The sequence below is a fragment of the Streptomyces sp. NPDC034037 genome (genome assembly GCF_055575715.1).
Genome location: NZ_JBVISC010000009.1, coordinates 32,777 through 54,176, shown reverse-complemented (window position 1 = coordinate 54,176; position 21,400 = coordinate 32,777). Strand labels below are relative to the sequence as shown.

The window sequence follows — 21,400 nt, the reverse complement described above, 5'->3', positions numbered from 1 at the left end:
GGCGGCTTTTTGCGGCCCCGGGACGGGGGGTCAGCCGCCGGCCAGGGTGGTCCACTTCTGCTGGGGGCCGCCGTTGCAGTCCCACAGCACGCTGCGTGCCGTCGGCCGTGGAAGCGCCCGGCACATCGAGGCAGCGGCCGGAGGCGGGGTTGCGGTAGCCGCCGTCGTAGGGCTGCCAGACCTGGTTGGGGCCACCGTGACAGGACCAGAGCTGCACCTTGGTGCCGTTGGCCGTGCTGCCGCCCGCGGCGTCGAGGCATTTGCCCAGGGAGCGCAGGGTGCCGTCGGTGTAGGCCGACCAGTACTGGTGGGCGCCCTCCCCGCAGCTCCATGTCTGGACGGCGGTTCCATCGGCGCTCTGGGCGCCGTTGACGTCCAGGCACTTGCCCGCCACGCCGGACCGCACGCGGGCGGGCGCAGGGGCGGGATTCCTCAGCCACCCGGCGCTGTCCGCGGACCGGACACCGCGGTGGAAGGCGTCGGCCATCTTCTGGTAGCCGGAGTCGTTGGGATGCAGCGGGTCCGCCAGGTCGGCCGCGGTCAGCGCGCTCATGTCGACGAACGCGACGTGTTTGCCCGCGGCCTGGGCGTCACTGACGATACGGCGGGTGGCCTGGTTGTACGTGCCCCGGAACCGCTCCTCCGAGCTGCTGGTGGACACCACCAGGGAGGCGACGAGGACGGTGGCGTCGGGGACGTCGGCGGTGATCCGGCCGACCAGCGACCTCAGCCGGCCGATGGCGCTGTCGACCTCGGAGGCCCCTTGGAGGTCGTTGGTACCGATGTGCAGTGTCACGACGTTGGGCCGGTAGCGGGTCAGCGAGGCGTCGGCGAGCGCGGCGATCTCGTCGATGCGGTACCCGGGGTGGCCCTCGTTGTCCGGATCGGACATCGAACCGCTGCGCACCGTGCCCACGAAGTCGAGCGGATGGCCGTCCGACACGAGCCGGTCCCGCAACGGCGCGCGGTAGCCGTTGCCGGTACTGCTTCCCACACCCCAGGTGATCGAGTCGCCCAACGGCATGACCCGCAAGGGCGTGGTGGAGGCGGCGGAGGCCGGGGCCACACCCGTCGCCGTCACCCCGAACGTGACAGCGACAAGCGCGATCAGGGAGAGAAACCAAGACCTTCTCATGCAGTCTCCTCAGTTCTGTGAGTGAGTGCTCCAGCAACAGGGCCGGCCGCCGTCCGGCCGCACTCCCGTGCAGGGCGGTTGCCCGGGACGGGCGTCAGGCGGGCTCCCCGTACTGCGCTCCGCGTCCGTTGGTGGCGACGTAGACCCGCCCGTACACCCGCGGGTCACCGCTGATGGCGGCTCCGGTCCAACCCCATTGGTGCTGGTCGTCGTTGATCCGCGTCCAGGTCTTCGCCTGGTCGTCGGAGCGGTGGATGGCGTTGGCGCCCTCGACGGCACCGACCAGGTAGATCGCCGGGTAGGACGCACCCCGCGCGGCCTTGCCGAAACCCAGGGTGTGCGCGGCACGGCAGCTGCCGACCTCGGCGAAGGTCGCGCCCGCGTCGGTCGACCGGTGAAGGCCGTCCCCCTTGAGGCTGAGCCACAGGTCGCCGGAGCGGCCCGGAGCAGCCGTCAACTGGAACTCGCTGTCGCCCGCGCTCAGGCCACCGGCTCGCGCGGCGAAGGTCCGGCCGCTGTCGGTGCTGGCGAACACCGTGCCGGTCGCGGTGTCGAAGGCGTAGAAGCGGGCCGGGTCCACGGGATCCGCGACCGGAGCGGCACCCTTCGGGAAGGAGGCGACCTCGGACCAGGTGGCGCCGTTGTCCGTCGAGCGGAATCCGAGGTTCGCCGCGCCGAAGGACCACAGCAGCACGCTGCCGTCGGCGTTGGTGGCGATCGGCCCCGGCGCGTCCTCGGCGTGGGCGGGTTGCGCGCCGAAGGGCGCCCAGGTTCTGCCGCCGTCGTTCGAGAAGGCGCCGTTGCCCTCGTTGCCCCAGCCCGCCCGGACCACGTACGACGGCTTGCCCGCCGCCAGCGACAGGCCGGTGCAGGTGGCGAACACCGGGTTCGACGCCATGCCGCGCGACGGCGACGCCGTGAGCCGCTCGTGGTACATCACACCGATGTCCCCGGACCCGCTGAGCAGGTGCGCCTCACCGGTGGGCGGCGAGACCAACTGGCGGATGGACGCCTCCTCCAGGCCGCGGATCTGCGGGGCCCAGTGCGTGAGGTCGCGGGTGCCGTAGAGGGTCGCGCCGGTGCCGTAGACGACATGCTGCGAGTCGTACGGGTCCAGGGCGAGGGCCTGGATCCACCAGCCGAACTTGGGCTTGTCCGTGCCCCACTTGAGGTAGGGGGTCTCGGAGACGTCGAGGACGGCCCTGTCCTTCAGGGACGTCCAGGTGCGGCCGCCGTTCGTGGAGCGGAAGACGGTGTCCGTCTCGGCCCAGCGGTTGTTCGTGGAGACGACCACCGTGCCGGGGCGGCGGGCGTCGACGGCGACACCGCCGTAGCCGAAGGAGTCGACGGACCCGTCCCTCGAGGTTCCGCCCGGCTTCACGGGCGTGACCTCGGTCCACTTGCCGTCGGCGGTGCGCAGCTTGTGCACGCTGCCGTCGGACTGGCCGTTGGGCCCCGGCGCGTTGGCGTACGTCACGTACAGCTCTTGCGTGTGCCTGTCGTACGCGGCGCGGATCGGCACCTTGGCCGCCGTGCCGGCGGGCTGCCCGGGGACGGCCTCCCAGGTCGCGCCGCCAGAGGTGCGGTACAAGTGGGGACGGCCGGCGGTGCCGTCGGAGTCGCCCCAGCCGGCGTAGACCGTACGGCCCGCGGCGACGAGGAACGTGACGCCCTGACCGGTGGCACCGGGCGCCGCCGGGAAGCTCGCGGGCCGCCAACTGGCGCCCCGGTCAGTCGACTTGAGCAGGCCGTCGTGCCGGGTGCCCAGCCACAGCGTGTCGCTGTCGCGGGGGTCGACGAGCAGCCGCTCTCCCGTACCGCGTCCGTCCTCGTTGCCGCCCAGCTTGACGGTGAGGTCGGTGCGCTTCCAGGTGGCACCGCGGTCCTCGGAGCGCAGTACGGCCCCGTTGCCGGCCCACGACTGGGTGTACGCGCCGAGGGCGAGGTACAGCCGGTCCGGGTGGGCGGGGTCGACGGCCAGGGCCTCGACGCCGAGCAGGTTCCAGTCGTCCCAGCCGAGATGATCGGTGAGCGGGACCCAGCGGTCGGTCCGGTCGTCCCAGCGGTAGGCGCCACCGATGTCCGTACGGGCGTAGGCGAGGCCTCGGCGGGAGGGGTGGAAGAGAACGCCGGTGACGAACCCGGTCCCGCCCTGGACGACGTTGCGCCAGCGGTAGACGGGGCCCGCGGCCTCGGCACCGCTCCCCGCTGCCTCGGCACGTCCTCGCAGGCCCGGCAGGGCGGCGACCGCGGCCGTGGCGGCGGTCCCGGCGAGTGCGGCTCGTCTGCTGAGGTGGAATGCGCGCATGACTCTCCTCTTTCCGTGCAGGACAAAGGGGGAGGCCGCGGGCGCTCCCGTACCCGACCGCGGAGAACAGGGGGATGGCTGTCGGTACAGCGCGGGAGGGCTGAACGGCGAGGGCCGGCAGAAAACGCGGGTGACGCATTCGAAGCGCTTCGACGTGGCTGCCAGGCTAGGCGAACGCCCAGGGGCCTACAAGGGTCGGTACGGAGATTCCTCCCCTGCCTCTGTCTGGCATCGGAACTGCTCCTCCAACGGGGTTGCCTGAACCAGAATTTGATGGGTCGCGAGGCTTGTCGGACGGAACGGTGTGTCGCTAACCTCGCGTCTGTTCAAGCGCTTCGACACGTCCCGCACGGTGGAGGAAGCATGAGCAGACAAAGGCGCCGATTCGCGGGCGCGGCCGCCCGCCTGGCGGGGGCGACACCCGTCGGCAGGGCCGGAGGGTGGTTGAGGAGGGCGGCCACTGCGGTGGCTGTGGCCCTGAGCGTCATGGCGGGCGGCGTGACGTCTGCGTCACCGGCGTCCACGGCGACGCTGACCCTGGTCGACAACTTCGGCCACAACCCGACGAACCTCCAGATGTACGAGTACGTGCCGGCCAAGCTGCCCCGTCATCCGGCCGTGCTCGTGGTCGCGCACTGGTGCACCGGCTCCGGCCCTGACGTGTACCAGAACACCGAATTCGCGTCACTGGCCGACCGGTACGGATTCATCGTGGTCTACCCCTCGATCACGGGTGACATCAAGTGCTGGGACGTCGCGTCGGACGCCGCGCTGAAGCACGACGGCTCCAGCGACCCGGCCGGCGTGATGTCCATGGTGCGGTGGGAGGTCGCGAAACGCGGCGCCAACCAGCACCGGGTCTACATGACCGGCATCTCCTCCGGCGCGATGCTGACCAATGTCATGCTCGCCGACTACCCGGACGTGTTCAAAGCCGGATCGGCGTTCATGGGCGTGCCGTACCACTGCTTCTACACCGGCACCTTCCGCGGCTGGAACAGTGACTGCTCCACAGGCAACATCACCAAGACCCCGCAGGAGTGGGGCGACCTGGCCCGCGCCGCCCACCCCGGCCACACCGGGCGGCGGCCGCGCATCCAACTGTGGCACGGCACTCAGGACGAGGCCCTCGACCACCACAACCTCGGCGAAGAGATCAAACAGTGGACCAACGTCCACGGTGTCGGCCAGACCCCGGTCTTCACCGACCAGCCCCAGCCGAACTGGACAAGGACCCGTTACGGTGACGCCGGCACGCAGCCACCGGTCGAGGCCAACAGCTTCCAGGGCTACGGCCACGAGCTGCCCAAACCCGGCATGGCACTGCTGGCCCTGAGATTCATGGGCCTGGCACGCTAGGCCCGCGAGGTCTTCGACCTGGTCAGACAGGTCCCCCGTACCCCCACGCTATAGGGGCGTCCGGGAGACGTGAGGGGGTCTGGGGCGTGAGTGAGACACCGTCGAACACCCTGCAATACCGCTTTGACGGGCCGGAGGACGCCCCGGTCCTGATCCTTGGTGCCTCACTGGGGACCACATGGCACAGGTGGGCGAGTGCGTCCTGTGGGGTCTAGGTGGTCCAGGTCAGGGGCGTAAGAGCAGGTCAGGGCCTTGCGGTCCAGATATGTCAACGTGGTTGGTGACTAGGCCGCCCCACCGGAACGAAGTTCGCCGCGTTCGAACAGGCCCCGGCAACGAGCCAGAGCAGCGAAGTCGCATGGCTCCGCCTCGTCGCCAAGGCTTACGTCAAGACCACCGCCGACCCGGCACACACACCCTGCTCGCCGCTATCGGAGCACACGCATGAGCACCACCGCAGCTCGCACCATCACCGACGCACTCCAACCCCGCAACGTCCTCCTCGTCGGCATGCTGGGCATCGGCTTGGCCGCCGCCGGCGACTGGACCGGCCTCCCCTGGGGGCTCCTCGGCGCCGTCTGCGCCGGGATCATCCCCGCGGCCTACATCGAGTGGCACCGCAAACGCGGAACCTGGGGCGACAGGCACGTCGTCGACCGCACGCAGCGCGCCCCGATCTTCTTCGTGATCCTCGGCTCCATCGGCCTCGGCTCCGTGGCGATGATCCTTGGCCACGCGCCCACGGGTATCCTCGTCGCGATGATCGCGCTGTGGGCGATGACCGTCGTCCTCCTGGCAGTGAACTCCGCCTGGAAGATCAGCGTCGACTCCGCGGTCGCCTCCGCAGTCGTCGCGATGCTGGCGGTCATTGCCTCCCCGTGGTGGATCGCCGCGTACGTGCTCGTCGCCGCCGTGTGCTGGTCGCGCGTCGCGCTGACCTACCACTCCACCGCCCAGACCGTGGCGGGCGCCTCGCTCGGCGCGGCCACCACCGCAGTGTTCCTCCTGACGTAGACCGGCCGCGACCTTGTGGAGGCGACGTTGGGCCACGAGATCTCCCGTGGCCCATCGCGGTTGCGGCCCCCCAAGGGGGACAGTATCGGCCGTTCGACGGTACGGCACCGCTCAGGCCACAGCGTCGCCGAGGACTGCACGCACGGCCTTCTCGCTCACGTACGGGCCGCATTCCCGGCCCCTCCCCGGGGGTTCCACTGCACCGCCCCCGTGCTTGTGAGGATGAGCCGACCGCCGCAACGCCCCACTCGCCGACCGCATCATCGTCCCCGACCAGGGCCGCATTTCCGAGAGCGGTACCTACCGGGACCTGGTCAATCAGGCCGGAGGCTTCTGCGAGATGCTCAAGCTCCAAGGAGCCGGCGTGCCTGCGTGTGCTCACCGCACCGAGGTGTACTCATCGTTCTGTCCGCCGACGTCGCGGTCGCTGTGAGGGGACGGGGGAGTTCCGCCGTGTGGGCGATGCGCAGCAGAGCCCGCACCAGACGTTCGCGCTGGACGTCGAGTTCGGTGACATGCGGTTCGCGACCGGGAGACTGGCTCGCACAAGCGCGATGTCGGCAGCGCTCACGGGCGGGTGGGCTCCGGAGCGCGTTCCGCGCCGGTCCGGTCTGGATTTGGCGGGCACGGAAGCGATGCGCTGCCGAGCGCTGTACATGGGAACGGTCGTACTTTTCTCTCATTGAAGTCGGCGCGCTGTGCCGGGCGGCATCGTCGTTGCGACTGAGGCGTGCGTAAGTGGGGGCTGCGCCGCAGCGCTGGGGCAACTGAGCGCGACGACTTGCTGTACGTACTGAGCAGCCGCCATCGGCCGCGCTCAGCCGCAGCGCTGTGCGGCACAGGCGGGCCTTCAACGCGCCCTGGACGGTTTTTCTTTGCCTGCCTTCTCGTTCTTCTGCGCCTTCTTGACCTTTTTCTCTTTTGCGGGCTTACCGGCCTTCCCGCCGGGCGATTCCGTCTTCGCCTGTCCTGCCGTGTGGGGAGCTCGCTCTGTGGGGGCCGCTCGGGGACCGGCTGACCCGGCGGGTCCCCTGGCGGCTGCACCAGGACCGGTCGTAGCGCTGACGGATCGTTCCCGCCCGGCCGGGGGAGGGGCAGTGGCGGAACGGGTGCGTGAGTCGTGGGCGGCGTCACCGGACGACGTGGCGGAGGTCTCCTGAGCGGATGACGGCGGGGGCGTGGGATACGTGTCGTTCCGTCCCTCGGAAGAGCTGGGGGAATCGGATTTCGCGGAGGGGCCGCTGGTGGTTCGTTTCCCGCTCTCGTTGTTTCCCTGGTGCCGCGGGCTGTCGGAGATGCCGAGGGTGACGGCCAGGACAGTGGCGAGTGCGGCGGTTCCCCCGGCGACCAAGGCATGGCGCCGGGCGGGTGTGGCCTTCGGCGTGACGGCGACCGCGGCGGCGGCCGAGGGGGCGGTGCGCGCGGGGTCCGTGTGCGTGGGATTCGTGTCCCGTGCCGGAACCGGGTGCGAAACGGCGTTCGTGACGTATGCCGCAGAAGAGAGGAGTGCGGGCCCCGTCGTGCCGGTGAGAGTGCCCAGTGCCGTGGCGCAGTCCTGTGCCGACGGCCGAGTTGGTTCGTCCAGGGCCGTCATGTCCCGCAGCAGATGCCCGAGTTGTTCCGGCAGAGAACTGGGCAATGCGGGTTGGCGGTGCAGTCGTGCGATCGCGGCCTCCAGGGGCCCGCCGTCGTATTCGAGCCTGCCTGTGAGGCATTCGAGGAGCACCAGGCCAAGAGCGTAGATGTCGGCGCGCTGGCCGACGGGCCGGCCGAGCACCTGCTCGGGAGACAGGTAGGCGGCGGTGCCCATGAGTGCGCCGGTAGCGGTGTGAGTGGTGGCGTCGAGCAGCCGGGCGATACCGAAGTCGGTCAAGTGCGGGCGGCCCGAGGCGTCCAGGATGATGTTGGACGGTTTGACGTCACGGTGCACGACCCCTGCCTCGTGGGCATGGGCCAGCGCCTCGGCGAGTGCGGCGCCGAGTGCGGCGGTCTCCCCGGGGGTCAGGGTGCCTTCGGCGATGCGGTCTTTCAGCGTGGGCCCGTCGATCAGCTGCATGACCAGGTAGGCGTGGCCGTGGTGTGTTCCGGCGTCGTAGGCGGTGACCAGCGCGGGGTGCTGCAGCCGGGCCAGGATCACGGCCTCGCTCTGGAAGCGCTCCTCCATGCCGATGTCGGTGCCCGGCCGGAAGACCTTGACCGCCACCGGCCGCTTGAGACGCAGGTCCACACCGCGGTGTACGTCGGCCGCACCGCCCGAGCCGATGAGCGCGTCCAGACGATACCGACCGGCCAGCACTTCGGCGGAGAACCGCGAGGTCAGTGCGAGAGCCGACTCACGGAGTCCCATGCCATCTCCCATCGCTGCAAAGGCGGGGGCTCGTCCAGGTGGTGGTCGACACGGCCCCGAACGCAAGTACCCCGGAAAGATTGAGCCATCCCTGGCGCCGCCAGCCGACGCTTGCTCGGGCCCGCGGGGGAGAGGCGTCGACGCTGCCGCCGCAGAGCGCCCGGCGAACCGATGTCGCCGACGACCGGGTGCGCGAGCCGGTGCCGGTACGCCGACTCGTCCCTGCTGCTGCCGTGGGCCACGAACGGCTGGCGATGACACCCCCTGAAGGACGTGCAGGCGCAGGGTGAAACCGACGAGAAGCGGCGGCCTGCTGCCGACTGTCCAACGCGGTACCCGATGTGCGAGTGGCGTGCGACGAATCTCACCCGCTGACTGGAACAGGGCACTCGCTGGGTGCCAAGAGTCGATGTGTCGTCTCCGTGCATGACGTGCCGGCGACCGGTTTCCGCGCGTCTGACGCGACCGGAGCTGAAAAGTGCCCCCGGCCAGACCGCTGTGCGTGGCCGTGCCCAGTGTCCGGTACTGCTTGCCCCTGCATACGTCAGCTCTACGTCGCCCCGGACAGGACGGAGTTACGGCGCCCGATGGTGGAGGCGTGGGCCCTGCCGTTCGAGCACGCCCTTCCCGTACGCGCCTTCGCGTCGTACCGACGGCAGCGCAACTTGCCGGGCCTGTTGAGGTCGGCCACCACCAACGGGCACGTCGGGTACGAGTCCTGGCTGGAGCGCGACCAGGTCATGCTGCTGGACTTCGACCCGTCGGTGGTGGGGATCTCCTCGCAGCCGTTCCGGCTGCTCCGGTCGGCGGCGAACGGGCGGCCGGCGATCCGCCGTCGCGAGAGGGCTGAGGTGAGCTACGTTCACCCCGGCGATGTGACATCTCGTGACAGATGAGAGGGTCTGGCGGGTGAGTGAGACACCGATGAACACCCTGCAATACCGCTTTGACGGGCCAGAAGACGCCCCGGTCCTGATCCTGGGTGCCTCACTGGGTACCACATGGCACATGTGGGACCGCCAGATACCCGAGCTGACCCGGCACTGGCGGGTCTTCCGGTTCGACATGCCCGGGCACGGCGGCGCCCCCGCACACCCGTGCGGGTCCGTCGGGGAGCTGGCCGGGCGGTTGCTCGCGACCCTCGACGAGCTGGGCGTGCGGCGCTTCGGGTACGCCGGCTGCGCCTTCGGCGGGGCCATCGGCGCCGAGCTGGCGCTGCGGCATCCGCAGCGGGTCGCCTCGCTGGCGCTGATCGCCGCGTCGCCCAGGTTCGGCACCGCCGACGAGTTCCGCCGGTGCGGTGTGATCGTGCGCAGCAACGGCCTCGACCCCATCGCCCGCTCCGCGCCCGAGCGCTGGTTCACGCCAGGTTTCGCCGCCGCGCAGCCCGCGATCACCGACTGGGCCGTGCAGATGGTGCGCACCACCGACCCCGGCTGCTACATCGCGGCCTGCGAGGCCCTCGCCGCCTTCGACGTGCGCGCCGAACTGGGCCGGATCGGCGTGCCCACGCTGGTCCTCGTCGGCTCCGAGGACCAGGTCACCGGCCAGGGCGAGGCCCGCACCCTCGTCGCCGGGATACCCGATTCGCGGCTCGCCGTCGTGCCCGGCGCCTCGCATCTCGCGCCCGTGGAGCAGCCCGCGGCCGTCACCGACCTGCTCGTGCGCCACTTCTCCACGGCCTGGCAGGACACGCAGACGGCGATCATCACACCCACGCTCGGCAAGCCCGTCACCACCCCGCCGCCCGCAGCCCCCGTCACGCCCATGGCTCCCGTGGCACCCGTGGCGGAGATCGCCTCGCCGGAGCAGCCCGAGGCCGTGGCCGGCCCGGTCAGGAGCGACCCGTACGAGGCGGGGCTCAAGGTCCGCCGGGAGGTGCTCGGCGACGCCCACGTGGACCGGGCGCTGGCCGCCGCCGACGACTTCTCCGGCGACTTCCAGGAGCTCATCACCCGCTACGCCTGGGGCGAGGTGTGGAACCGCCCGGGTCTGGACCGCCGCTCCCGCAGCTGCGTCACCCTCACCGCCCTCGTCGCCGGCGGCCACCTCGACGAGCTGGCCTTCCACACGCGGGCCGCCCTGCGCAACGGCCTCACCCCGGCCGAGATCAAGGAAGTGCTGCTCCAGGCCGCCGTCTACTGCGGCGTTCCCGCGGCGAATTCGGCCTTCAAGGTCGCCCAGGCCGTGATCCGTGAGGAAACCACGCCCCCGGAGTAGCAGGATGGGGGGATGACTGGCATGACGAACCCCGCCGACAGCTCCTCCTCGCGCGCGAAGCGCATGACCTTCACGAAGAAGTCCCACGCGTGCGTGCGTCTCGAAAAGGACGGACGCACGCTGGTCATCGACCCGGGCGGCTTCAGCGAGGGCGACGCGGCTCTCGGCGCCGACGCGATCCTGGTCACCCACGAGCACCCCGACCACTTCGACGAGAGCCGGCTGCGCACCGCCCTGGAGGACCGCCCCGACACCGAGATCTGGACGCTGAAGTCGGTCGCGGACCAGCTCACCGCCGCCTTCCCGGGCCGCGTGCACACCGTCGGGCACGGCGACACCTTCACGGCCGCCGGGTTCGACGTCCAGGTGCACGGCGAGCTGCACGCCGTGATCCACCCGGACATCCCCCGCATCACCAACGTGGGGTACCTCGTCGACGGCTCGGTGTTCCACCCGGGCGACGCCCTGACCGTCCCCGACCAGCCCGTGGAGACCCTGCTGCTCCCGGTCATGGCGCCCTGGAACAAGATCTCCGAGGTGATCGACTACGTACGGGAGGTCAGGCCGCAGCGCGCCTACGACATCCACGACGCGCTCCTCACCGACCTCGCCCGGCCGATCTACGACCACCAGATCGGGGCCCTGGGCGGCGCCGAGCACCTGCGTCTGACGCCGGGGGAGACGGCCGAACTCTGACTGTCGGTGGCGGCCGGTAGGTTGTGAGGCATGCGCATCGCGACCTGGAACGTGAACTCGATCACCGCTCGGCTGCCGAGGCTCCTGGCCTGGCTGGAGAGCACCGGCACGGACGTGCTGTGCGTCCAGGAGACCAAGACGACGGCCGAGGGCTTCCCCGCCGCCGAGCTGCGCGAGCTGGGCTACGAGTCGGCGGTCCACGCCACCGGCCGGTGGAACGGCGTCGCGCTGATCTCCCGGGTCGGCCTGGAGGACGTCGTCAGGGGCCTGCCGGGCGACCCCGGGTACGAGGGCGCGGACGAGCCCCGCGCCGTCTCCGCCACCTGCGGCCCGGTCCGCCTCTGGTCGGTCTACGTGCCGAACGGCCGCGAGGTCGACCACGCCCACTACGCCTACAAGCTCCAGTGGTTCGAGGCCCTGAAGGCCGCTGTCGCCGGGGACGCGGGCGGCTCGCGCCCGTTCGCCGTCCTCGGCGACTTCAACGTCGCGCCGACCGACGACGACGTCTGGGACCCGGCGCTCTTCGTCGGCGCCACGCACGTCACCCCCGCCGAGCGCGCCGCCCTCGCCTCCCTGCGCGAGACGGGCCTGACCGACGTCGTGCCCCGCCCCCTGAAGTACGACCACCCGTACACGTACTGGGACTACCGCCAGCTCAGCTTCCCGAAGAACAAGGGCATGCGCATCGACCTCGTGTACGGCAACGAACCGTTCGCGAAGGCCGTCACCGACTCGTACGTGGACCGCGAGGAGCGCAAGGGCAAGGGCGCCTCCGACCACGCACCGGTCGTGGTCGACCTGGACCTCTGAGCCTCTCAGGGCCCCCTCAGGGCACCAGCTGGCGCAGGTCCACCGAGTCCGCCAGCGCCGCGAGCCCCGCGTCCCCCGGATGCAGGTGGTCCCCGCTGTCATAGGAGGGGAGCAGCCGCGCCGGGTGCGCGGGGTCGCGCAGCACCTCGTCGAAGTCGAGCACGGCGTCGAAGTCCCCGCCGCCGCGGAGGTAGGCGTTGACCGCCTCCCGCCGGGTGTTCGCCGCCGCCGTGCAGAGCGACTCGCCCTCGCAGGGCGCGATCGTCGCCGCCACCGCCCGCAGCCCCCTGGCCCGGGAGCGCTCCGCGATCTCCCGCAGGCCCGCGATCACCTCCCGCGCCGAGGCCCCCCAGCGCACGTCGTTGACCCCTTCGAAGACCACGACCGTGCGCGCCGACGTCTGCGCGAGGACGTCGCGGTCCAGGCGGTGCAGGGCACTGACCCCGCCCGTGTCCGTGGAGACGCCGTCGCCGGGATAGCGGTCGGCGACCACGCGGTTGGCCGAAATCCCCTGGTTGAGGACGCCGTAGCGCGGAACCCGCGACTGGTTCAGGAGCCGGGTGGCGAGGACGTCGGGCCAGCGCCGGTTGGCGTCCGGCGTCGACTTCACGCCGTCGGTGATGGAGTCGCCGAGCAGCACCACGGAGCCGGGCCCGCCCCCTACGTCGACACCCGTGAGCAGCGGCCATGTCGTGATCGTCGAGGTGTACGCGGCCGGGGAGGCGTCCGCCGCGTGGTCGCCCGGCCCGCTGACGTACGAGCGCTGGACGGCCTGGCTGTGCACGGGCGCCGTCGCCACCGGACCGGGCAGATGGAAGCTGACCAGCAGGTTCGTGTCCGCGGGCACCCGGAACTCGAGCGGATCGCTGACCGCCCGGGCGCCCGCCGGGATCTCCGTGCCCGCCCGGCCCCGGAAGGAGAGCCGCCGCGGCACGCCCGCGGCCGTGGCCCCGGCCCGCTGCACCGCCACGGTCGCGGAGCCGATCCGTACCGGGGCCGCCGCGAAGGTGTTGGCCAGCCGGACGCGCACCCGCGGCCCGCCCGCGCTGGTGTGCACGACGAGCCGCACGGTGCGGTCGCTCCAGGGCCCCACCGCCGTGTACCCGGCGCTCGCCGCCGACCAGCTGCCGGTCCACCCCTGGGTCCGCGCCCTTACCGAAAGGGCGAACACGTGCAGGTCAGGGGCGCCCGGGTCGGGCGGCAGGGTGACGGAGGCCACCTCGCGCCCCCGGACAAGCGGCACGGTCACCACGTACAGCCGTGCCTTCTCGGCGAGCTGGCCGCCGGGTGTGTTGATGTGCGGCAGGGCGACGGCCTTGGTGGCGAGCGGGCCCGAACGCCAGTCCGGTGCGGTGAGCCGGTAGCGGCTGAGCGAGCCGTCCCGGTAGCGCACCGTCCCGGTGCCGCTCGCCGCGCCGCCGGTGCCCGCGACCAGGAAGGCGAGAGCATGGCCCCGGCCGCGCACCCGCACCGACTGGCCGTCGGCCCGCACGTTGTCCCGTTCGCCCGGCCGGGTGCGCGGCCGGGCGAGCCGCGCTCCGTCGAGGTCCAGGGAGCGGCCGGGGGTCCAGCCCGCGGCCCGAAGGTCCCGCGCCGAGAGCGAGCCGCCCGCCCCGTCGAAGTCGGCGGCACCGGGCCGGGCGTCGTCGCTGACCGCCCTGTTGTCGAAGAGCCGCTCCAAGGGGAGTGGCCGGGGCGAAGCGGCCGTGGTGTGCGCCGACGCCACGGGCACGGCACCCGCGAGCAGGGCGAGCACGGCGGCCGTTCCCCAGATGTGTCGGCGCACGACGGACCCTCCCGAGGGTGATGGTGGATGCGCCATGAAGCTAAGGAGGCGTCGGAGGCGCGTCAATGAGCGGGGCGGGAACACGACGCGAACTCGTCGCACGGGGCACGCGAACACGCTGCCCGCCCGCTTCATGTGACGTCCGGTCACCGCCCGCCGCCGGCTCCCGCCCCCTCGGGCCCGCGGATGGTCCACCCGGCGGCCCCCGAAGGGTGATTCGGAGGATTTCGTGATCAACTGATGCCGGTTACCTTTGGGACACCACAGCGGCAGCGTCCGGCCGCGCGACCGGTGGCGCCACTCGACGGAGAGGCCGATCATGAACATTCCGTTCCTCGCCAAGTGGCGCCGTCGGCACGTGGTGGCGGACCCGGCCGACGGGCTCGCGGCGGCCTTCGCGCGGAACCCGGACGCCGTGGCCGAGCTGTTCTCGGAGTGCGAGCTGCTGCGGTCCCAGGCGGCCGCGGCCGGCCTCGAACTGGACGACTCCCCGGCCTCACTGACCGCCCTCGACCAGCTGCTGCCCCGCTGGCGCGACGACCCGGAACTGCTGCCCTGGCTCGGCAACGACGCCGGGCTGTACCTGGGGACGGTCGTGGTGCGCACCGTGCCGGGCGCCGTCTGGCACGTGTGGCCCGGCGGCAGCCCCGTCGTACGGCTGAGGTCCGGGCGGGACATCCCGGTCGTCGAGGCGGGGCTCGACTGGGCGGTGCAGGGGGCGCCCGAGCTGTCGCAGATCTACTCCGAGGCCTCCGAGACGTAGCCGCGGCTGCCGCAAATACGGTTAATGCCCATGCGTGCGTGTCGTCCATTAGGTCCCGTTTTCACGTGGATAGTTTGCGCGGACGTACACAGCTGAGAGTGGGCAGGTCTCGCCATGGCCGTCGATCCGTTGATCGAACTGCGCGATGTGAACAAGTACTACGGAGAGCTGCATGTCCTCCAGGACATCAACCTCACCGTCGGCAAGGGGGAGGTGGTCGTGGTCATCGGCCCGTCGGGGTCGGGCAAATCCACACTGTGTCGGACGATCAACAGGCTGGAGACGATCCAGTCCGGGGAGATCAGGCTGGACGGCAGGCCCCTGCCCGACGAGGGCAAGGCGCTCGCCCGGCTCCGCACCGAGGTCGGCATGGTCTTCCAGTCCTTCAACCTCTTCGCCCACAAGACCGTGCTGCAGAACGTCTCCCTGGCGCAGACCAAGGTGCGGGGCCGCAAGAAGGACGAGGCGGACCGCCGCTCCCGGGAACTCCTTGAGCGCGTGGGCCTGTCCACCCACGCCGACAAGTACCCCGCGCAGCTCTCCGGCGGCCAGCAGCAGCGCGTCGCCATCGCCCGCGCGCTGGCCATGGACCCCAAGGCGCTGCTCTTCGACGAGCCGACCTCGGCCCTCGACCCCGAGATGATCAACGAAGTCCTGGAAGTCATGCAGCAGCTCGCCCGCGAGGGCATGACCATGGTCGTCGTCACCCACGAAATGGGCTTCGCCCGCTCCGCCGCCAACCGCGTCGTCTTCATGTCCGACGGCCGCGTCGTCGAGGACCGGGCCCCGGAGGACTTCTTCACGCACCCGGAGAGCGAACGCGCCAGGGACTTCCTCTCCAAGATCCTCAAGCACTGACGGGGGCGACGCTCGTGAAGAGACACACCATGCGCACGGCCCGGCTCGCGGCCGCACTCGTCCTCGCCGCACTCGCCTGCGCCGCCTGCGGCAAGGAGGGCAGCCCGCCGACGAAGGGCCCCGCGGCCGGGAAACTCCCCGAGTACCGGGTGGCGGCCGGCTTCGAACTGCCCCGGTCGTCGACCTGGCGCAAGGCCAAGAGCCGCGGCCGGTTCATCGTCGGCGCCAAGGAGGACCAGCCCTACCTCGGCGAGAAGGACCCCGCGACGGGCACCTACTCCGGCTTCGACATCGAGATCGCCAAGATGGTCTCCGCGTCGCTCGGCCTCGACCCCCGGCGCATCGAGTTCAGGACCATCGCCTCGGCCAACCGCGAGACCGCCCTGCAGAACGGGCAGATCGACTTCTACGTCGGCACGTACACCATCAACGACAACCGCAAGAAGCTCGTCGGCTTCGGCGGCCCGTACTACCTGGCCGGCCAGGGCCTGCTCGTGCGGCACGACGAGAAGGACATCACCGGGCCGGGCGACCTCGACGGCAAACGCGTCTGCTCGGCGGCCGGGTCCACCCCCTACCAGCGCATCCAGCAGGACTACCCGAAGGCCGACCTCGTCGCCTACGACACCTACTCCGTCTGCGTCGACAACCTGCTGACCTATCAGGTCGACGCCGTCACCACCGACGACGCCATCCTGATCGGCTACGCGGCCAAGGTGCCCGACGAACTCAAGGTGGTCGGCAAGCCGTTCTCGAAGGAGCCGTACGGCATCGGGGTACCCCGGCGCGACAACGCGCTGCGCCTCGCCGTCGACGACGCCCTCGGCGCCGGCGAGAAGAACGGCGACTGGAAGAAGGCCTACGACGCCACGCTCGGGCTCTCCGGGGTACCGGCGCCGAAACCGCCCGCCATCGACCGCTACCCGGCGAACTGAGGAGGCCTCGTGGACGTACTGACCGACAACTTCTCCACGTTCGGCGACGGCTTCCTCGGCACCGTCGAACTGACCGTCTACGCCTCGCTCCTGGCCCTCGTGCTCGGCTTCCTGATGGCCTCGTTCCGCGTCGCGCCCATCGGCTCCTTCCGCGCCTTCGGCACGGCCTGGGTGACGGTCCTGCGCAACACGCCGCTCACCCTGCTCTTCTTCGCCGTGCTGCTCGGCCTGCCGCGCTTCGGGCTCGTGCTGCCCTTCAAGGTGTTCGCGGTCCTCGCCCTCGGCTGCTACACCTCCGCCTTCATCTGCGAGGCGCTGCGCTCGGGCATCAACACCGTGCCCAAGGGGCAGGGCGAGGCGGCCCGGAGCCTTGGGATGTCCTTCGGGCAGACCCTGTCGACGGTGGTCCTGCCGCAGGCCTTCCGGGCCGTCATCGCACCGGTCGGCTCCAACCTCATCGCGCTCGCCAAGAACTCCGCGATCGCGGGCGCCTTCAGCGTCACCGAACTGCTCGGCACGTACAAGACGCTCAACGAGCTGGGCTACAACATCATCTGGACGTTCGTCTGGATCGCCCTCGGCTACCTCATCATCACCCTCGCCATCAGCGCGATCTTCAATGTCCTCGAAAAGCGCTGGGGAGTCGCCCGATGAAAGCCCTCGCCCACGACTCCACCGCCCTGTACGACTTCCCGGGCCCGAAGACGGTACGGCGCCACAAGCTCTACGGGGCGCTCTCCACCCTGGCCGTGCTCGCCCTCGTCGGCTGGCTCGTGTATCTGCTCTTCGACACCGACCAGTTCACCGCCACCAAGTGGACGCCCTTCGAGTACCAGGGCATCCAGGAGCTGCTCCTGCGGGGGCTCGGCAACACGCTCAAGGCGTTCGCGATCTCCGCGGTGCTCGCGCTCGCGCTCGGCGGGCTGCTCGCCATGGGCCGGCTCTCGGACCACCGGCCCGTGCGCTGGGCGGCCACCGTCCTCGTGGAGTTCTTCCGCGCGATGCCCGTCCTGGTGATGATCTTCTTCGTCTTCGTGGCGCTGAAGGTGCAGCCGCTGCCCGCGCTCGTCACCGGGCTCACCCTCTACAACGGCTCGGTCCTCGCCGAGGTCTTCCGCTCCGGCGTCAACTCCATGGAGCGCGGCCAGGAGGAGGCCGCGTACGCGCTCGGGATGCGCAAGACCCAGGTCATGACGCACGTCCTCGTGCCCCAGGCCCTGCGCGCCATGCTGCCCGCCATCATCAGCCAGTTGGTGGTGGCCCTCAAGGACACCTCGCTCGGCTTTCTGATCACCTACGAGGAGTTCCTCCACGCCGGGAAACTGATCGCGTCGAATCTCGACTACGATTTGCCCTTCATCCCCGTGGTCATGGTGATCTCACCTGTCTACATCGGGATGTGCATGCTGCTGTCGTGGCTCGCCCAGTGGGTGTCCAAGCGTCAGCGGCGCAATCCCAAGACGGAGGCCGCGGAAGTCGCGCCGGCCGAACCAGGGACGCTGCTGCCCGGCGGGCGGTAGCGAAGGCAGGCCCACCCGGCAGCAGCCGGAGATCACTGCTCGCGCAGGGGGACGGACACGTACGACGGGTCCGCCTCCGGTGAGGAGAAGGTCAGCTGCGCGCCGGACGGGTTGTGCTCGATGTAGAGCGGGTCGACCGTGTCGACGACCAGGGCGAGCCGGTGGCCCGCCGGCACGTCGTAGGCCGTGGAGAACAGCTCCAGGTCCACGCCGAACGGCTCGCCGGGCGTCTTGCCGTGGAAGGTGTACGGCGCGTTGCTGACCAGCTTGCCGAGGCCGAGCGGGCCCACGTCGTACAGGTACGCGACGAGGGTGCCGCTCTCCTCGGTGCCGGTGAGCGTGGTGTGCACCTTCACCGTCCCGCGCACCCGCTGCGTGGCGGAGTACCGCTCCGACTGCCACACGCCCGTGTAGCGGCGCGGCAGCAGCGGCACCGAGGCGGTCGGCGGGATCTTCAGGAACTGGTCCAGGGCGTTGGACAGGATCGCGAGGCCGCCGTTGGCGCCCGAGTCGACGTTCGTACGGATCGTGGTGGAGCCCGCCATGGCGATCTTGGCGCGGGTGGGGCCCACCGCCTTCCAGTCCGGATAGCCCTCGTAGCCGCCCGTGGAACGGGACTTGAGCTGGACGGGCTGCTCCTTGTCGATGCCGTTGGCCTCGCCCTTGAGGTAGTGGTCGAACCAGCGCCGGGTGGAGGTCCAGGTGTCGTTGGGCAGACCGAGCAGGCCGGTCGCCTCGGCCGTCGCGTGGTCACCGGGCCGGAACTCCAGGCGCTTGGGTCCGGTCAGCCGCTCGTAGAACTCGGCGTACTGGTTGGGCGGGAAGAGCGTGTCACCCCAGGCGTTGCCGAGCATGATGGCCGCGCCGTTGTCGTTGATCTGGTCCAGGCGGGTCACGGGGGAGCGCTTGGCGCCCCAGGCGATCATCTCGTCCTCCTTGTCCAGGTTGGAGGCGAGGAAGTCCTTGAGGGTCTGCTGGAGTTCGGCGCTCGGCCGGCCGGTGAGGGCGCCGGCGCCGCCGAGGAGGGCGGCGGCCTGAGCGTGCTGGGTGCGCCCGCTGTAGATCGAGTCGATCAGGTCGGCCCAGCCGCTCAGCGCGGCGACGGCCTTGATCCGCTTGTCGTGCCCGGCGGCCAGCAGGCTGATGCCCGCGCCGTAGGAGACGCCCGCCATGCCGACCTTCGACGGGTCGGCCGGGGTGTTCGCCAGCGTCCAGTCGATGACCTTGGAGGCGTCGGCGAGGTCCTTGGGGCCCGCGGTCTCGATCTCGCCGCCGGACTGCCAGAAGCCGCGTGAGTTGTAACTGACCACGACATAGCCGGAGTCGGCCAGTTTCTGGGCCTGGGCGACGTACTCGATCTGGGGCATGGCCCAGCTGGTGGGCAGCACGATCGCGGGGTATCTCCCGCCGGGCCGCGCGTCGTTCGGCGTGAAGACGTTCGCCTTGAGGATCGTCCCGCCTTCGCCGGGGATGTCGACGAAGCGCACGTCGGCGGAGCTCGCGGCCCGCGGCGCGGCGGCCGGCGCCGCCTGGGCCGCCGGGGCGAGACCGAGGGCGGTCCCGGCGACGAGGGCCGCCGACACGGCCCCCACGGTGGTCGTACGCAAGGCATGGTGCGGCAGTCCCACGGGTCACTCCTCACTCGGACGGTGCAAAGTGACCCGACGGTAACCGCAGGGCTTTACCGGGGGTAACCCGTGGGTAAGTTACGCCCCGGTAACGATTGTTGACGGTCGTACCGTCAGCTCAGGGCGCTCTTGGCCTGCCAGTCGGCCCAGGAGAGGTTCCACTCGCCGTAGCCGTTGCCCGGGTCCGGGATGCCCTTGGAGCCGCTGCCGGTGACCTCGAAGGGGTCGCCCGGCCGCACCTCGCGGTAGAGCCAGCCCGCGTCGCCGGTGCTCATGCCGACGCAGCCGGAGCTGTGGTTGGTGTTGCCGAAGTACGCGACGTTCCAGGGCGCGGCGTGCGCGTACATGCCCGACCAGGTCAGCCGCATCGAGTAGTCGACCATCTTGTCGTAGCTGTCGCTGCCCGACAGGCCCACGGTCTCGGAGCGCATGTTGATCGTGCCCTCCTTCGACATCAGGACGGACGTGCCGCCCCAGGAGGCCTTCTCGCCACCGGGGGTGCCCGCCGACATCGGGAGCGACCTGACCGTCCGGCCGTCCCGCACCAGCGTCGCGGTCTTGCTGTCCAGGTTCACCTTCACCACCTGGCTCCCGCCGACGGTGAAGCGGGTGGCGTAGTCGCGGACGAACCAGTCGTCGCCACCGGAGTCGACGCCGCTGAGCCGGGCGTCCAGCTTCACCTGCGTGCCCGACTTCCAGTACTCCTTGGGCCGCCAGTCGACGCGGTCCTTGCCGTCGTAGTTCTTGATCCAGCCCCAGGAGCCGGTGGTGCCGTTCGAGGTCGTCACCTTGAGCCGCTTCTCGACCTCGGCCTTGTTGCGCACCGGGTGGTCGAAGGTGATCGACAGGGGCTGGGCGATGCCGACGGTGGTGCCCTTGCTCGGGGCGAGCGTCACCTTGTTGACCTTGTCGGGCGGGGCCGTCCCGAAGGACGCCTTCGCGCTGCCGCCCCCGTCACCGACCGCCTCGACCCGGTACGCGGTACCGGGCGCCGCCACGCGTCGCGACGTCCACGTGGTGCCGTTCGCCGCGACCTCGCCGGGCAGCTTCCCGCCCTTGGCGTCGGTGACGGTCACCTGCTTCAGCCTGCCCTCGGCCAGCTTGACGATCACCGGGCCGCCCGCCTCGGCCTGCCGCCCCGTGAGGTTCACCGAGATCCGCGGTTTCTCGTCGGCCGCACCGGCGCCGGACGAGCCGCCGCCGCCCGAGCAGGCGGTCAGGGCGGCGGTGAGGACCGCGAGGCCCGCGGCAGCCGCGTGGCGGGTGCGAAGGGGGCGTCGGCGGCTCGAAGAGCTCTGCGGGGACAAGGAAACGTACCTCCATGCGAATGTGGACCGCACGGGAAGAGGCCGCGGAGCGGGGACGGGTTGCCCCATGTCCGGAAATTGACTGCCAGGTCACAGATGGGGCCTTTGCGGGATCGACGGTCCGTGCGGATGGTGTCACGTGCCGCGATGGGAGGCGCGGACCGGGGCGGGCAGCGGGGCCCGGGCGGCGTGCGTCACGTCCCCGACCAGCTCGACGACGTCCGGTCCGTACGCCTGGGAGTTGACGACCTTCAGGAGCAGCACGAAGGAGCGGCCGCCGTGCTTGCGCGCCAGCTTCTCGTGGTGGCGGGCCAGGTAGCGGGCGGCCGCCTGGCTCGTGACCGCGCGCCGACCGCACAGGAGGAAGACGGGCCGCGCGTCCCCGTCCTGGTCGGCGGTGAGCCGCGCGAGGATGACGTACTCCGTCAGGCCGGCCTCCAGGCGGTAGCGCTCGGCGCCGATCTGGAACGCTCCCCGATCGGGGACCGGCTCCGGCTCGGTGTTCACCCGTACGCCCGGCAGCAGCGAGTGCAGGTGGGCCGCCATCCGGCGGGTCGCGGTTGACCACGAGCAGCGACTCGGCGTTGTCCGGCAGCCCGAAGAAGGCCTGCTCGCGGCGGAGCCCGCGCCCGCGCAGCCGGCCGCGCGCGAGCCAGCCGAGGACGATATCGCGCACCCCTTCAGTCATGGGGGCGCATGCTAGGGCATGTTTCG

General features: G+C 70.9%; 16 protein-coding genes and 2 pseudogenes. 11 read left to right on the top strand and 7 right to left on the bottom strand.

Annotated elements, in window-relative coordinates:
• Positions 1–30 precede the first annotated feature (30 nt).
• Positions 31–1,135 (bottom strand): annotated as a pseudogene (locus ACZ516_RS28335) (ricin-type beta-trefoil lectin domain protein).
• A gap of 94 nt (positions 1,136–1,229) precedes the next feature.
• A complete protein-coding gene (locus ACZ516_RS28330) occupies positions 1,230–3,443 on the bottom strand; it encodes a WD40/YVTN/BNR-like repeat-containing protein (RefSeq protein WP_469012239.1) in 2,214 nt (737 codons plus the stop codon).
• A 465-nt stretch (positions 3,444–3,908) separates the two neighbouring features.
• Between ACZ516_RS28330 and ACZ516_RS28325 the strand changes: the two genes are divergently transcribed.
• Together ACZ516_RS28325 and ACZ516_RS28320 are read left to right on the top strand one after the other, a co-directional pair.
• Positions 3,909–4,802 carry an extracellular catalytic domain type 1 short-chain-length polyhydroxyalkanoate depolymerase gene (locus ACZ516_RS28325; RefSeq protein ID WP_469012236.1) on the top strand — a complete coding sequence of 298 codons (894 nt, stop codon included), beginning with the start codon at positions 3,909–3,911 and terminating at the stop codon, positions 4,800–4,802.
• Positions 4,803–5,246: 444 nt separating this feature from the next.
• On the top strand, positions 5,247–5,816 hold the full coding sequence (locus ACZ516_RS28320) for a phosphatase PAP2 family protein (RefSeq protein ID WP_358581613.1): 570 nt from the start codon (positions 5,247–5,249) through the stop codon (positions 5,814–5,816).
• 850 nt (positions 5,817–6,666) lie between these two features.
• On the opposite strand, the gene ACZ516_RS28315 is transcribed toward ACZ516_RS28320, so the two are convergent.
• Positions 6,667–8,163 (bottom strand): serine/threonine-protein kinase, encoded by a 1,497-nt coding sequence (locus tag ACZ516_RS28315; RefSeq protein ID WP_469012232.1) that lies wholly within the window; start codon positions 8,161–8,163, stop codon positions 6,667–6,669.
• A 587-nt stretch (positions 8,164–8,750) separates the two neighbouring features.
• Here ACZ516_RS28315 and ACZ516_RS28310 point away from each other — a divergent pair.
• The 4 genes from ACZ516_RS28310 (at position 8,751) to ACZ516_RS28295 (ending at position 11,889) form a co-directional block, all read left to right on the top strand.
• The gene (locus ACZ516_RS28310; protein ID WP_361086128.1) at positions 8,751–9,059 is read left to right on the top strand and encodes a hypothetical protein; all 309 of its coding nucleotides are present in this window, start codon (positions 8,751–8,753) and stop codon (positions 9,057–9,059) included.
• A 13-nt stretch (positions 9,060–9,072) separates the two neighbouring features.
• Positions 9,073–10,383 (top strand): bifunctional 3-oxoadipate enol-lactonase/4-carboxymuconolactone decarboxylase PcaDC, encoded by a 1,311-nt coding sequence (pcaDC, locus tag ACZ516_RS28305; protein ID WP_469012231.1) that lies wholly within the window; start codon positions 9,073–9,075, stop codon positions 10,381–10,383.
• 63 nt (positions 10,384–10,446) lie between these two features.
• A complete protein-coding gene (locus ACZ516_RS28300; RefSeq protein WP_361086217.1) occupies positions 10,447–11,079 on the top strand; it encodes an MBL fold metallo-hydrolase in 633 nt (210 codons plus the stop codon).
• A gap of 30 nt (positions 11,080–11,109) precedes the next feature.
• Positions 11,110–11,889 (top strand): exodeoxyribonuclease III, encoded by a 780-nt coding sequence (locus tag ACZ516_RS28295; RefSeq protein WP_361086134.1) that lies wholly within the window; start codon positions 11,110–11,112, stop codon positions 11,887–11,889.
• Between the two features lie 16 nt (positions 11,890–11,905).
• Here the strand turns inward: ACZ516_RS28295 and ACZ516_RS28290 are convergent, their stop codons facing one another.
• Positions 11,906–13,711 carry a GDSL-type esterase/lipase family protein gene (locus tag ACZ516_RS28290; RefSeq protein ID WP_469012228.1) on the bottom strand — a complete coding sequence of 602 codons (1,806 nt, stop codon included), beginning with the start codon at positions 13,709–13,711 and terminating at the stop codon, positions 11,906–11,908.
• 283 nt (positions 13,712–13,994) lie between these two features.
• Between ACZ516_RS28290 and ACZ516_RS28285 the strand changes: the two genes are divergently transcribed.
• The 5 genes from ACZ516_RS28285 (at position 13,995) to ACZ516_RS28265 (ending at position 17,751) form a co-directional block, all read left to right on the top strand.
• A complete protein-coding gene (locus ACZ516_RS28285) occupies positions 13,995–14,438 on the top strand; it encodes a DUF6278 family protein (protein ID WP_358589815.1) in 444 nt (147 codons plus the stop codon).
• Between the two features lie 114 nt (positions 14,439–14,552).
• A complete protein-coding gene (locus ACZ516_RS28280; protein ID WP_358589813.1) occupies positions 14,553–15,296 on the top strand; it encodes an amino acid ABC transporter ATP-binding protein in 744 nt (247 codons plus the stop codon).
• A 29-nt stretch (positions 15,297–15,325) separates the two neighbouring features.
• The gene (locus ACZ516_RS28275) at positions 15,326–16,231 is read left to right on the top strand and encodes a glutamate ABC transporter substrate-binding protein (RefSeq protein WP_469012225.1); all 906 of its coding nucleotides are present in this window, start codon (positions 15,326–15,328) and stop codon (positions 16,229–16,231) included.
• Positions 16,232–16,240: 9 nt separating this feature from the next.
• Complete coding sequence (locus ACZ516_RS28270) at positions 16,241–16,885, top strand: amino acid ABC transporter permease (RefSeq protein WP_358589809.1); 645 nt, start codon at positions 16,241–16,243, stop codon at positions 16,883–16,885.
• Entirely contained in the window at positions 16,882–17,751 is an 870-nt protein-coding gene (locus ACZ516_RS28265) for an amino acid ABC transporter permease (protein WP_469012222.1), read from the top strand. Before ACZ516_RS28270 ends, ACZ516_RS28265 begins: the two co-directional genes overlap by 4 nt.
• A 32-nt stretch (positions 17,752–17,783) precedes the next feature.
• On the opposite strand, the gene ACZ516_RS28260 is transcribed toward ACZ516_RS28265, so the two are convergent.
• From ACZ516_RS28260 to ACZ516_RS28250, 3 genes and pseudogenes are all read right to left on the bottom strand, one after another.
• Entirely contained in the window at positions 17,784–19,379 is a 1,596-nt protein-coding gene (locus ACZ516_RS28260; RefSeq protein ID WP_361086142.1) for a CocE/NonD family hydrolase, read from the bottom strand.
• Positions 19,380–19,492: 113 nt separating this feature from the next.
• Positions 19,493–20,686 (bottom strand): L,D-transpeptidase, encoded by a 1,194-nt coding sequence (locus tag ACZ516_RS28255; RefSeq protein ID WP_469012219.1) that lies wholly within the window; start codon positions 20,684–20,686, stop codon positions 19,493–19,495.
• Between the two features lie 135 nt (positions 20,687–20,821).
• Positions 20,822–21,374, bottom strand: a pseudogene (locus ACZ516_RS28250) (hypothetical protein).
• Positions 21,375–21,400: the final 26 nt, after the last annotated feature.

What these genes read in the sequence shown, in the direction of transcription:
- ACZ516_RS28280 (WP_358589813.1), top strand. Translation starts at nt 14,553, where the DNA reads ATGGCCGTCGATCCGTTGATCGAACTGCGCGATGTGAACAAGTACTAC.
- ACZ516_RS28330 (WP_469012239.1), bottom strand. Translation starts at nt 3,443, where the DNA reads ATGCGCGCATTCCACCTCAGCAGACGAGCCGCACTCGCCGGGACCGCC.
- ACZ516_RS28275 (WP_469012225.1), top strand. Translation starts at nt 15,326, where the DNA reads ATGCGCACGGCCCGGCTCGCGGCCGCACTCGTCCTCGCCGCACTCGCC.
- ACZ516_RS28310 (WP_361086128.1), top strand. Translation starts at nt 8,751, where the DNA reads ATGGTGGAGGCGTGGGCCCTGCCGTTCGAGCACGCCCTTCCCGTACGC.
- ACZ516_RS28285 (WP_358589815.1), top strand. Translation starts at nt 13,995, where the DNA reads ATGAACATTCCGTTCCTCGCCAAGTGGCGCCGTCGGCACGTGGTGGCG.
- ACZ516_RS28300 (WP_361086217.1), top strand. Translation starts at nt 10,447, where the DNA reads ATGACCTTCACGAAGAAGTCCCACGCGTGCGTGCGTCTCGAAAAGGAC.
- ACZ516_RS28265 (WP_469012222.1), top strand. Translation starts at nt 16,882, where the DNA reads ATGAAAGCCCTCGCCCACGACTCCACCGCCCTGTACGACTTCCCGGGC.
- ACZ516_RS28320 (WP_358581613.1), top strand. Translation starts at nt 5,247, where the DNA reads ATGAGCACCACCGCAGCTCGCACCATCACCGACGCACTCCAACCCCGC.
- ACZ516_RS28295 (WP_361086134.1), top strand. Translation starts at nt 11,110, where the DNA reads ATGCGCATCGCGACCTGGAACGTGAACTCGATCACCGCTCGGCTGCCG.
- ACZ516_RS28315 (WP_469012232.1), bottom strand. Translation starts at nt 8,163, where the DNA reads ATGGGACTCCGTGAGTCGGCTCTCGCACTGACCTCGCGGTTCTCCGCC.
- ACZ516_RS28290 (WP_469012228.1), bottom strand. Translation starts at nt 13,711, where the DNA reads ATGGCGCATCCACCATCACCCTCGGGAGGGTCCGTCGTGCGCCGACAC.